General features: G+C 69.7%; 11 protein-coding genes and 1 pseudogene. 4 read left to right on the top strand and 8 right to left on the bottom strand.

Features of this window, described 5'->3' with window-relative positions; genetic code table 11:
* Window positions 1–120, top strand: a pseudogene (locus tag ACWFRU_RS41475) (IS5 family transposase); the annotation flags it as partial.
* A gap of 31 nt (window positions 121–151) precedes the next feature.
* Here ACWFRU_RS41475 and ACWFRU_RS41470 read toward each other — a convergent pair.
* The 6 genes from ACWFRU_RS41470 to ACWFRU_RS41445 form a co-directional block, all read right to left on the bottom strand.
* Window positions 152–496 (bottom strand): hypothetical protein, encoded by a 345-nt coding sequence (locus ACWFRU_RS41470; protein ID WP_453693925.1) that lies wholly within the window; start codon window positions 494–496, stop codon window positions 152–154.
* 52 nt (window positions 497–548) lie between these two features.
* Window positions 549–2,150, bottom strand: a complete 1,602-nt coding sequence (locus tag ACWFRU_RS41465) for an FAD-dependent oxidoreductase (protein WP_453693923.1) — start codon at window positions 2,148–2,150, stop codon at window positions 549–551.
* Window positions 2,147–2,866, bottom strand: a complete 720-nt coding sequence (locus tag ACWFRU_RS41460) for a class I SAM-dependent methyltransferase (protein WP_453693921.1) — start codon at window positions 2,864–2,866, stop codon at window positions 2,147–2,149. The genes ACWFRU_RS41465 and ACWFRU_RS41460 overlap by 4 nt, the downstream gene beginning before the upstream one ends.
* A 59-nt stretch (window positions 2,867–2,925) precedes the next feature.
* Window positions 2,926–4,212 carry a lycopene cyclase family protein gene (locus ACWFRU_RS41455; protein WP_453693919.1) on the bottom strand — a complete coding sequence of 429 codons (1,287 nt, stop codon included), beginning with the start codon at window positions 4,210–4,212 and terminating at the stop codon, window positions 2,926–2,928.
* A gap of 165 nt (window positions 4,213–4,377) precedes the next feature.
* Complete coding sequence (locus tag ACWFRU_RS41450; protein WP_453693917.1) at window positions 4,378–5,013, bottom strand: anti-sigma factor; 636 nt, start codon at window positions 5,011–5,013, stop codon at window positions 4,378–4,380.
* A gap of 455 nt (window positions 5,014–5,468) precedes the next feature.
* Window positions 5,469–6,098, bottom strand: coding sequence for a sigma-70 family RNA polymerase sigma factor (locus tag ACWFRU_RS41445; RefSeq protein WP_453693915.1), 630 nt, complete (start codon window positions 6,096–6,098; stop codon window positions 5,469–5,471).
* Window positions 6,099–6,276: 178 nt separating this feature from the next.
* On the opposite strand from ACWFRU_RS41445, the gene ACWFRU_RS41440 reads away from it, so the two are divergent.
* Entirely contained in the window at window positions 6,277–7,269 is a 993-nt protein-coding gene (locus tag ACWFRU_RS41440; RefSeq protein ID WP_453693913.1) for a MerR family transcriptional regulator, read from the top strand.
* 286 nt (window positions 7,270–7,555) lie between these two features.
* A complete protein-coding gene (locus ACWFRU_RS41435; protein ID WP_453693911.1) occupies window positions 7,556–8,359 on the top strand; it encodes a hypothetical protein in 804 nt (267 codons plus the stop codon).
* Between the two features lie 110 nt (window positions 8,360–8,469).
* Here ACWFRU_RS41435 and ACWFRU_RS41430 read toward each other — a convergent pair whose 3' ends face one another.
* Window positions 8,470–9,027, bottom strand: coding sequence for a hypothetical protein (locus ACWFRU_RS41430; protein ID WP_453693910.1), 558 nt, complete (start codon window positions 9,025–9,027; stop codon window positions 8,470–8,472).
* A gap of 190 nt (window positions 9,028–9,217) precedes the next feature.
* Here ACWFRU_RS41430 and ACWFRU_RS41425 point away from each other — a divergent pair, with 190 nt between their 5' ends.
* Complete coding sequence (locus ACWFRU_RS41425; RefSeq protein ID WP_453693909.1) at window positions 9,218–10,024, top strand: hypothetical protein; 807 nt, start codon at window positions 9,218–9,220, stop codon at window positions 10,022–10,024.
* Window positions 10,025–10,684: 660 nt separating this feature from the next.
* On the opposite strand, the gene ACWFRU_RS41420 is transcribed toward ACWFRU_RS41425, so the two are convergent.
* Window positions 10,685–11,068 (bottom strand): winged helix-turn-helix transcriptional regulator, encoded by a 384-nt coding sequence (locus ACWFRU_RS41420; protein WP_453693907.1) that lies wholly within the window; start codon window positions 11,066–11,068, stop codon window positions 10,685–10,687.
* Window positions 11,069–11,096: the final 28 nt, after the last annotated feature.

Raw genomic sequence — 11,096 nt, 5'->3', positions numbered from 1 at the left:
CGCTCCGAAGCCATGATCCATCTCGCCATGACCGACCTCATGGCCCGCCGCCTCACCGGCGAGAACACCGTCTCCTGGCGCGACCCCTCACCAGCGCATCAAAGCCGCATCTCGGGATGAAACAACAGGATGAAACGACCTCTGAGGCAGTTCAGGGGCATCGGCGTCCCATCTTCGCCAACTGACGGTTCCGGCCCTTGGTGTCCCACCACTCTTCCAAGAGGCCATGCACCAGCTCCACCAGTTGGCGAAGACGTTCGGGGTCAGGGGCGGGCGAGATGAACACGTCCACAAATGACCGGTCGCTCCACGGCAGCGTGAACACCCAGCATTCCTCTGCGTGCCCCTTCCGCTCGATGATGAGCCGGTAGGTCAACGTGACGCTGCGATCCGGGTGGTGATCCACCGTCAGGTCGGTGACATGGAACCGGGTCGTGCCGTCATCGGAGGTGTATGAGCAAGCCAGGACGCGCTCAGCCGGTGTGCGAGCCACCATCCGCACCTCTCATCTCGTCTGCTGGGAGCTCGAAAGTGGGGGTTCAGGGCCCTCAGATGCCGGCGAACTGGTTGAGGACCCTCAGCCCCATCGTCCTGCCCTTGTCCGGAACGGTCCACAGGGTTTGTCCGGCCACGCCCCAGCGTTCGAGCAGGGCGTTCGCCGCGAGAAAGCCGGTCGTTGCCGCACGCTCCATCAAGGCGACCGGCAGATCGCTGCGCACGATGTCCCCGGCCAGCGTGACGGCCGGGTCTGAGGTGCGAACCGTGGGCCTGTCCTGGTATCCGCCGACAGGGAACAGCGGACAGTCGGCGCGCCACTCATGCCGCGCGTCGACGATCTTGGCGTCGCGGGTCTCCGGGTAGACCCTGTGCAACTGGGCCAGCAGGTCGCGCTGTTCCGCTTCCCTGTCCGCCCCGGGGTGGACCGCGTAGGCATGCAGTTCGACGACCGAGCCACCCGTACGGGCCGACCAGTCGGCCGCCTCGCTCTCCCAGCGCTCCAGCACACTGACGTTGTCCAGTGACCCGTATCCGCTCGTGCCCAGGAAGCCGGGGCGCTCGGGTGCCGGCCGCCGGTCGAGCCAGAGCCGGGAGACAAGGAAGGGCGGCGCGGTGCGCAGGCTCATGATCCGCGTGCGCCAGTCGCGGTCGACGAGCAGCGGCGACTGTTCCACCACCCGTTGGAGTCCCTTGATGTCCAGGGCCAGGACGACGGCGTCGTGCCGCTCGCGCCCGTCCGGGGTGACGACGTGGAAGCCGCCTTGGCGCGCGGGCTCGATGCTCTCGACGCCTTGGCCGGTACGGATGTCCGCCCGATGACCGGCCAGGTACCGGGCCAGCGGTTCCCACAGCGCGGCCGGGAAGGGTGCTCGGGGCACGTCGAACAGCAGCCCCTCGCTGGAGCCGAGGAAGTAGATGTGGAACATCAGGGCGAGTTCGGCGGCCGACAACTGCCGCGGGTCGGCGAAGAAGCTGCGGGAGAACACCTCGAACGCCAAGTGGTGGGCCGCCTGAGGGAATTGGATGCTTTCGAGCAGATCCCAGGCGCTGATGTGGTCGAAGCGCCGGTACACGTCGGGCACGCGTACGTCGAGCAGCGGCAACGCGGAGCGCGGACTCATCCGGGTCAGGTCACGCCAGCCGAAGGTGGGGCTCAGGGCGACGAAACCCAGCGCGCTCCAGGGCGGGGTGCGCGGCACCCGCGCGAAGCTGTCCTGTAGGCCGCCGCTGTGCCGCAGCGGATAGTCGGGCAGGCCCTGGAGCATGCTCAGGGCGGGGTCGGCACGGCGCAACAGCCCGCGCAGGTTGTAGTACTGGCGGAAGAAGGCGTGAAACCCGCGGCTCATCGTGACCGTGGAACCGTCCGCCAGTTCCGTGGACCACCCCGCGAGCCGGCCGCCCAGTTGGTCGTCTCGCTCGTAGAGCGTCACCTCAACGCCCCGTTCGGCCAGGGCGGTTGCCGCGGCCAGACCGGCGATGCCCCCGCCGATGACCGCTACGCCGCGTGCCTCACCGGAGACGCGCCGCGCCCCCGGCGGGCCCGGCACCACACAGGCGCGCCGATCACGCCCGTGACGCCTCGCGCCGCCGTTCACCGCACCACCTCGTCCGCTCACCGCACCGCGTCCATTCACCGCACCGCGCCCGCTCATCGCGCGGCGCCCGGCGCCGCGCCGACCACGGTGTGCACGATGCCCGTCTGCCATCCCGGCATCGGCAGCACACGCACCTGGCGAAAGCCCGCCCGCCGTACCCGTGCGGCGAACGCGGCCGCCGTGTCGAACTCGACGACGCTGCGAAACAGGTACCGGTAGAGGAGACGGTCGCCGGCCACCGTGCCGGCAGGCAGGACCACACCCTTGCACACGGCGGTCCACACCGCGCGGTCCAGTGCCCGGCCGCTGAGCGTGTACTCGTGCACGCCCAACCGGCCGTGTGGGACGAGGAGTTCGCGCAGGACGGTCAGTACCGCATCCGGGTCATCGAGATTGCGGAACAGGTAAGCCGCGAAGATCGCGTCGAAGGGGCCCTCGACCCCGGCCCGGGCAAGCTGCTCGGCCGGCGCGTGCACGAAACGCACGCCAGGGGGCCACGGCTTGGCTGCGGCGCGGTCCAGCATGCCCTGCGAGGCGTCCACCGCGATGATCTCGGCTCGCGGTGCCGCGTGGAGGAGGGCGGCGGTCGACGCGCCGGTGCCGCACCCCAAATCGAGCACGCGCAGTCCCGCGCCTTCGTCCGCCAGCCCCAGGCGTCGGGCGGAGCGTCGCAGGTGGGCGTGGTAGCCGGGGTTGGCGGACACCAGCCGGTCGTAGGTGTGGGCGGCGTGATCGAACGCGGCGGACAGTTCGTCGTCGCGCAGCAGCGTCATCTCGGCGTCTCCTTGGGTTTGTTGCTTTGTCTTGCCGGTCGTGGACGGCTGGTTGGCGGTCACGAAGGTCGGCGCTGCGGCAGGGGGTGCTTCGGGTGGTGCCACGGCAGCCACGGCAGCTCCGCGACCGTGCGCAGCATGGGCAGGACAGGTGTACGCAGGCCGATCCTGAAGTCCTCGTCCCAGCGGGTACGTCCGTCGAGGAAGCGCAGCAGCCGTGGCATCGGCACCTTGCCGAACAGTCCGGCGAAGAAGGCGGCTCCGTCCACGCGTCCGGTGTCCAGGGCCCGCAGCATGACGGAGTCCATGGCCAGCGAGCGCCTGGCGTGGACGGGCGGGGGCTCGGGCGTGCGCCCGAGGTGGTAGGCGGCCGCGATGGCGGACGTCTGTCGCTGCACGGCCGCGAAGGTATAGCCGGTGGAAGGGCGTGTCGCCCCGCCGGCCGTGCCGATACGGAAGACCGACCGGCCGGAGCGACGAGGAAAGCGCGCGTCGGTCATGGGGATGACGCCCTGCTCGACACGACTGACCTCATGGCGTTCCAGGCCAAGTTGCTTCGTCACGTACAGGCGCAGCGCTTCGTCGTAGGCATGCTCATCGAGCACGGCGCCGGAGAACTCCGTGTACTCGACCAAGGCGTCGTACGGCGTCATGGGCAGCACGTACGCGAAGGAGAGGCCGTGCGCGGGCTGTGGTGTGCGAAAGTCCATCAGGTCGGCCAGGCCGGCGTCGAAGACGGGCCGGTCCGCGCTGATGAACCAGCCGCGAAAGTGCTGCAGCAGGGTGGTCCTTGCGGGCGGCAACGCCGTGAGCGGACGTGAGTCGAACACCCACCGGGCGCGCAGGGCGAACGACTCGCCCTGCGGCGTGGTGCCGCGCACCTCTGCGCCCTGCGGCAGGTCACGCACCTCCTCGACCTCCGCCTCCACGCGCCGCACCCGACTGTCTCCGTCCAGTCGCGCCGCGACCAGGTCCTCGAAAGAGCTGGAGCGGAGCATCTTGTAGCGCAGCGGCGCCGGAGAACCGATCACGGATGTTCCGTCAGGGGCACGTACCCGAAGGGTGTCCCACACGCCGGACAGCGACGCGTCGAACTCACCTTCGCTCTCCTCCCAGAAACACCAGGTCCGCTCGGGCGGCCTCAGCGGGCCGCGCGGGGCGTCAATGAGAACGATCGAGGGCCTGTCGCGGGCGAGAGGGGTGGTGCGTGCGGGAGATGCGCTGCCCGCGGAAGGGGTAGTGCCCGCGGGAGGGGTAGTGCCGGCAGGAGGGCTCGCGCAGAGCCGGTAGGCCAGGGACAGCCCTGCCGCGCCGGCGCCCACGATGGCGATCTCCGCGTCGTCCATGCCGCCCCTCGTACATCGCCCGTGCGTCTGCCCTTGCAGCCAGCATTCCCTACGAAGGGAGCCGTTGGATGCACAGACATGGGTACTTACGAAAGCCACCCATCGGTGCGTCCTACGACAAGAGCCGACCGGCCCCTGACCACCCCTGCCGCCACGACGCCGGCCTCATAGGGACCCGCGGACGACACTCTTGCCGGAGTGCGCGGGATTTCCGTCGTACGCCTGGTCGGAGACGTCCACCACGGGGTAGCCGGACAGGTCCACGCCCTGCGGAAGGGGCAGTGTGGCCGTTCCGTCAGGCCCGAGCACGCCGACCGCGATGAGTCTCTCGTGGGTCGAGTCCATCAACCACACCTCGAAGTACCCGTCGGTGCTGGGCAAGCCCTTCACTTTGATGCGCAAGGCCTTGTACTCACTGCCGTACACGACGAGGTGCGCAACTCCCCTGGCCCGGTCAACGGCCAGCGGGGCGAGGGTGGCGTCGGCGCCCGAGCGGGCAGTGCCGGTGCTGTCCTGCCGGACCTGGGCCTGCGTCCGCGTCTGCGTCTGCGTCTGCACTGACCACAGGGTGGCGGTGCTCCCCAGCGCGGCGCCGACGAGCAGACAGGCCGCCGCGAGCAACAGCACGGGCCTGCGTCCGGCGTGCCACCGCGAGGTGTCGTGTCCGGTCGGTTCCCGCCCTACGGCGTCCTGCGCGGCAGCGGAATGCGGCGGGCGCGGCTTCGAGGCGCCGCCACCCAGGTCGTCGGTCAACTCCGCGGAGATGGCCTGCCAGACGCGTTGCGGTGGCGGCGTCGGCACGTCGGCAGGGGAAACGGACCGCGCCGCATCGACCACCCGGCGCAACGCATCGAGATGCGCCCGGCACGCGCCGCATTGGTGAAGGTGGGCGCCGACGGGCCCAGATCGCGGCGCATCGGCCTCCGCGAGAGCGAGTTCAGCGAGGTCCGATGAATCAACGTGCTTCACGACCGCCCACCTCGCCCACCTCGCCCGCCTCGCTCATGTCGCCCGGCACCTCAGATCTCAGACACCCCTTCGCGGCGGATTCAGCGGGGCGATGCAGGGCCTCGGACTACTTCTCGCGATGGCACGTGACCGGATGCGCACGCGAAGGCGAAAACGGATGCGGGTGTAACTACGGATGCGGATGCGGATGCGGATGCGGGAAGCGTTTCCCAGCCACTCGCGAACACGCTGCCCTCGCGCCGAAACCGCATCGCTTCTGCGTCACTGCGTCACTCCGTCAGAAAACCCTAGCCATCCACCGGGCCCTCTTCGCCTTCGAGGGTGTGCCGAAGCCGGTGCAAGCCCCTGCGGATGTGGCTCTTGACGGTGCCCAGAGGAAGACCCGTTTGCTGGGCGATCTGTACCTGGGTGAGGTCTTGGTAGAACGCCAGGCCCAGCATGAGCCGCTGCACCGGCGGCAGTTTGCCGAGCTCCTGCGCGATGAGCACCCTGTCCAGCGCGGCTTCCGGGTGGTCATGCGTCGGAAGCGCCCCGGTCTCCCCCTGCACACCCGCGGCCGCGGTGAGCGCGAGTCGGCGGGTACGGGCGGTCAGCGCGTCCGCCGTTTTCCGGCGGGTGATGCCGACGAGCCACGCCGAGAGAGGCCCTCGGTCGGGCCGGTAGCCCGCCCGGCCGCGCCACGCGGCGAGAAAGACCTGCTGCGTGACGTCTTCCGCCTCACGGGCATCACCCAGGGCACGCGCGGCGAGCGTGTGCACCAGGGCGCCCCAGCGCTGATAGAGCGCTGCGACGCAGCGTTCGTCGCCTCGGACGAACCCCGCCGCGATCTCCTCGGCGTCCTGGCTCTCCTCGACCGGCACATGCGACGGCACATGCGATGGGACCGCTGTGGGAACGGGTGCCGCGTTCACCGCCATGGTTTCCTCCTGCCGGACCAGGCGGTCCGGTGAGCTCGGTCCAGTCGGCTCGGCGGGGCTGCGAGGGCTGACCGCAGCCCAGTTCCACCAAGCGTCTTGCGCGCTGTGACGGGCCAAGGCTCGCGATCACGCGCCGGCCCGCGCAACATGCGTCGGTCTTGCGTCGTACGGTGAACCAATGACGGACACCGAGCTGCAACACCCCCTACCGGCCGTGGCGGGCCTGAGCACCGGGGCTGTCGCCAGACGATTCGGCGTTGCGCCGACGACTCTGCGTTCGTGGGGGCAGCGGTACGGCGTCGGCCCCGCAGGCCACCAGAGCGGGCGCCATCGCCGGTGGACGCGCGAGGACATCGCGGTCCTGGAGCACATGTGCCGGCTCACCAGTGCGGGCGTACCACCATCCGAAGCCGCTCGGGCCGCCTTGCAGACCTCCGCGGCTCCGTCGAGTCGGCCGGATCCTTTGGCCCCTGATCCGAGCGGCCGACCCGCGCCGCTCCAGCAACACGCCTCGCCCGGCCAGGCCCGAAAGCACCTGCGCGGGCTGAGCCGTGCGGCGCTGAGGCTCGACTCCCCCGCCATCGAGAACCTGCTCAGTACGGCCATCTCGCAGTTGGGGCTGATCCCCGCGTGGGACGACGTGATCATGCCTGCCCTGCATGCGGTCGGCCGTAAGTGGGAGACCTCCGGGGAGCGCTATGTCGAGGTCGAGCATCTGCTGTCGTGGCATGTGTCGACGGCTCTGCGGCGCGTGACGAAACCTTACGGCGCGATGCGGCGCGAGGCCGGGGCCTCGATCTCGCCCATACTCCTCGCCTGTGTGCCGGGCGAGGTGCACACCCTGCCGCTGGAAGCCCTCGCCGCGGCGCTGTCCGAGCGTGGCGTGCCGGTGAGCATGTTCGGGTCCTCGGTACCTGCAGAGGCGCTCGACCAGGCCGTACGCCGCATCGGTCCCGCCGCGGTCGTGCTGTGGTCGCAGTCCTACGGCACCGCGAGCCGCCCCCTGGCCCAGCATTTCAGCTCGCTGCAGTGGGGCGTTCCCGGCGCTCGTACGCAGTCGGCCGTCATGGTGGCCGGCCCCGGCTGGGCGGGCCCACACCTTGCGGGCACCCTGCGCCCGCACCGGCTCAGCGACGCCGTCACCTCACTCCTCGCTCTCTGCGACCTGTGAGAGCCCCCGCCCTGTAGCTGTGGCTATGGCTGTGTCTGTGGCTGCGCGCTTGCCGCTGAATGGGGGACTTGGGAAGTTCCTGCATCCATCGGTGCCTGCACGTGTGAATCGGTCTCGTCGGCGCGTCAGGACTCATCGGCAGGAGAAGCACATGCGTGGTGTGGCGTTGGACAGGGCCCACACTGCCGAGCAGCGGCCGGATGACGGCGGCAGCTGTGTCCCATGGTGGCAAGAGCCTCACTCCCCCGATGCTCCACTCACCTGGAGTTCCATCGGGCTCGACGCGATGGCGTTGATGCTGGTCGTGTCCCTGCGGCAACAGGGAAGCCGTAGCTTCGCGGCCCGCTGCCAGTGGCCCCGGCTCCATCCGCTCAACGAGCGCGCCGTGCCCGTGCCGCACCATCCACTGATCGTGGTGGAATCCACCCGGCAACTCGCTCTGGCCCTTGAGCGCCAACACCTGCCGCCAACGGGCCTGCCTCCGCTCGCGCCCGTCTCGGTGAGCCTGGGTCTGGATCCCCGTGTGCGGCCGACCGAGCACCGCAGTGCCACCGATGTGGCGGTCCGCCTCGTCCTGAGCGACCACGCGCCGCAGTCCGGCTCGCTCGCCCGCTACCGGCTCACGGCCGAATACCTGCACGCCGGGAAGCCGTTCGCGTCATGCACCATGCAGTTCGCACGGCCGGCCCCCGCGGGCCCGACCCACGAGGACGAGATGACTCTCCCTGCATGCCTCTCCCCCGCGGCCGCCGCAGTGGGCGCCGCGGCCGATCTCGACGTGCTGCTGGCACGGGCGCCACAAGGGAGAGTGGTGATCAACCCCCGAGACCCGCGCCACCCCGTCCTACTGCCCGGCCGGCCCACTCGGCTCCCCCTCCTTGCCGTGCTGGAAGCGGGGCGGCAGGCAACGCTGCTCGACTCGGGGATGACGGCGGCAGCCGTGACGGGGCTGCGCATGGAGTTCCATGCGCCGGTACCGCTGCGTGGAGCTGGAATCGAAGTGGCAAGGGAGGCCGGCGGTACTCGTGTTCTCGTCACCGCCGCCGGGCGGACCGCCGCGAAGGGGACGGTCACGCTCTTGCGTCCGTAAGTGAGCGCCTGACGCTCATGCGTTCAGTCGCACCTGCCACCTGCCACCTGCCACCTGCTACCTGCTACCTGCTACCTGCTACCTGCTACCTGCTACCTGCCAGAGCGTCTCTACGCCCGTTCCCGCAACACATCCGCAGGCAGCTCCGCGTCCTTCGCCTTGTCTCCGGGCTGGAGTTGATCGGCGTAGCCCGCCTCGGTCCACACCAGCTTCTTGAACTGTTCCGGGGTGAGCACTCCCTGCCACGGAGTGCCGCCGGGGCAGAACACCGAGGTGCAGCCGTAGCAGTAACGCGCAGGCTGCCACAGGCGTTTCGCGCGAGCTTCGCCTGCCTCCTCGGCGGACTTCTCACGCCCGTCGCTGCGCACGACCATGAAGGTACCGAAGAAACAAACCAACGCGAGGACAACACCGCCGATCGTGTACAGCGGTTTGTCCTCCTCGACGCCCGTGTAGGCGAGGGCGACGCCCAGACCGGTCAGCAACATGCCTTCAACGAAGTGCAGGCATCCGTCACCGGTCTTGTCGGGCCCCGGTTCCAGCCGGCCATGCAGGCCCTCACGCATCGAGCCCTTGCCGCCGCGCGCCTCCTCAACGGTCCGCACCTCGCCACCGCCACACCCCGGACACACCACACCCACCGGCTCCCCGGCCATCTCACTCTCCATGAAGATCAGCCTATCGGCCCCCCGAATGGCGGCCGCAGAGGGCAGAAGTCGCCCCGGTAGGAGCGTTGTTGCCGGTTTTGCGGCCGTGGTGTTCGCGGGAGTGGGCTCGGTGCCGACCGATAGGCGGCCTACGGTGATGGGTCTGGGCCGGTGCCCGTCAGCCATACCGACAGCAAGGAGCGCCCTTTCCATGCCCACACAGCCCGTACGCCCCGCGCAGCCCGCACAGTCCATACGTCCCGAGCGCACCGGTTCCGCTGCCACCGAAGGCATGGGCGTGCCAGTGTTCAAGACTTCCCTCGTCAAGGCGGTGTTCAGGGACGTCACCCCGCTACACGTCTCGCGGTCGGCCGCGCGGGCTGCCGCGGTGGTGACACAGACCGTGCTGACGGGCATCATCGACGGCGCGCGGCGAGCGGCGGTGGAGGAGGCCCGAAACAAGCTGCTTCCCAAGGACCTTGTGACAGCCATCGGCCGGGACGTCGAGCTGGAGGTGGGAGAAATTTGGTACCGCCACAGCCCTACGTTCAAGGGGCTGACCGGCGTGGTGTACGACGCCGACGGTTCCGTCGTACGCGCTCCCAAGCGCAGCAGGTCACGCAAGCCCAGTGCCATGGTGGGCGCCCACAGGTTCGAGGCCGGGATCAGGAAGCTGCTGCGTCATCGGGGTACGTCAGCGGTCCCGGCGATGCTGCGCGATCTGGACGGGCTCGCGAGCGTGTTCCTGACGGACCTCGCCCGGGACGCGGCCATGGTCGTACGGGAGGGCGGGATCAAACGGTTCGGCTCGGTCACCCTGACGATGCCGGGCGAACTGACTGATCCGCGCCCGTCCGTGCCGCAGTCCGTCCCGGCCCTGCCCACCCGCACCAGAGACGGGCGGACCATCCACCGGGACGACGTCCTGGACGCCACCATGATCCAGCTGTTCGGCGACCTCAGGCAGCGAGCCCTCGCCACGGCACGCGAAGCGACAAAGACCGCTTCGGAAGGCTGAGGGGGGCCAAAAAGCAATCACCGCGCGGTACTTGCCCTTCCACCGTCACTCACTTCGGTGGTTCGGCCGCAGGCGGCTGCGCGCGGACTTGCCGCTGCGGGACCGTGGCCCGATGCGCCCTCGTCTCGTCACGCTTGTCGTCCTGGTCCTGCTGAGTAGCGCGGGGTGCACCTCCGTGAAGCCGGGGCTCGCTCCGACACTGAAACCTGCGGGTGGTCAGGAGTCGGCTCCACCGGAGTCTCACACGCCCGCCACTCAGCCCTCGGCCCGTGACGCGCTGGTGAGGAGCGGCACGGGCAGGCCGACGAGCGAGGAGGACAGGAAGACCGCGCAGCCGACGCCTCGCCGCCAGGCTGCGGCCGTCGACCGTGAGCCCCCGCCACCAGGCCCTCCCCGCACTCCGGTTCAGCGGACGTCAGCCCCGCCCCAGCCCGTGGCACAACGGCCCGAGCGACGTCCCCAACCGGTGGCGCCCCGTACTCCGCGTCAACGGAAGACCTACGACGCCAAGTTCGTGTGCGACATGGCCGAAGGTGTCACGGACCCGGGCACGGTGGCGTTGTGCCGAAACAGCCTGGGCAAATGAGCCGTCAGGCGCCAGCAGATGAGCCTGAGCCCTTGGGTACCAGCCGTTGGGCCCGGCACCATGGTGCGCGTCCGTCAGGTGCCGAAGCGATGGCGTGCGTCCTCGATGTGTCCGAGGTACTGATGGGTCCAGCCGCAGAGGGCGTCGACCGTGGCGCGCAGGGCGCGGCCCGGCTCGGTGAGGGTGTACTCGACCCGCGGCGGCACGGTGGGGTACACCTTCCGGCTGACCAGTCCGTTGCGCTCCAGCATGCGCAGGTTCTGGGTGAGCATCTTGTGGCTGACGCCCTCGACCTCGTTGCGCAACTCGCTGAAGCGCAGGGTGCGTTCACCCAGGGCCTCGATGATCAGGAGCGCCCACTTGTTGGCGACGTCCGAGAAGATCTCCCGCGCCAACGAGTCCGCGCGCCGCAGGTCGGCGTCCTCGGGCAGGCCCTTGAGTTGATGCTTGGTCCCCATGGGCATCCCCAGTCACCGAGAAGTGGGC

This window comes from Streptomyces sp. NPDC055099, from assembly GCF_053607685.1.
This window is presented reverse-complemented; position numbering and strand designations above follow the sequence as displayed.

Bases quoted from the DNA above. Each gene is read 5' to 3' on its own strand.
- ACWFRU_RS41460 (WP_453693921.1), bottom strand. From the start codon at position 2,866: ATGACGCTGCTGCGCGACGACGAACTGTCCGCCGCGTTCGATCACGCC.
- ACWFRU_RS41465 (WP_453693923.1), bottom strand. From the start codon at position 2,150: ATGAGCGGGCGCGGTGCGGTGAATGGACGCGGTGCGGTGAGCGGACGA.
- ACWFRU_RS41430 (WP_453693910.1), bottom strand. From the start codon at position 9,027: ATGGAGAGTGAGATGGCCGGGGAGCCGGTGGGTGTGGTGTGTCCGGGG.
- ACWFRU_RS41425 (WP_453693909.1), top strand. From the start codon at position 9,218: ATGCCCACACAGCCCGTACGCCCCGCGCAGCCCGCACAGTCCATACGT.
- ACWFRU_RS41455 (WP_453693919.1), bottom strand. From the start codon at position 4,212: ATGGACGACGCGGAGATCGCCATCGTGGGCGCCGGCGCGGCAGGGCTG.
- ACWFRU_RS41445 (WP_453693915.1), bottom strand. From the start codon at position 6,098: ATGGCGGTGAACGCGGCACCCGTTCCCACAGCGGTCCCATCGCATGTG.
- ACWFRU_RS41435 (WP_453693911.1), top strand. From the start codon at position 7,556: ATGGCGTTGATGCTGGTCGTGTCCCTGCGGCAACAGGGAAGCCGTAGC.
- ACWFRU_RS41420 (WP_453693907.1), bottom strand. From the start codon at position 11,068: ATGGGGACCAAGCATCAACTCAAGGGCCTGCCCGAGGACGCCGACCTG.
- ACWFRU_RS41470 (WP_453693925.1), bottom strand. From the start codon at position 496: ATGGTGGCTCGCACACCGGCTGAGCGCGTCCTGGCTTGCTCATACACC.
- ACWFRU_RS41440 (WP_453693913.1), top strand. From the start codon at position 6,277: ATGACGGACACCGAGCTGCAACACCCCCTACCGGCCGTGGCGGGCCTG.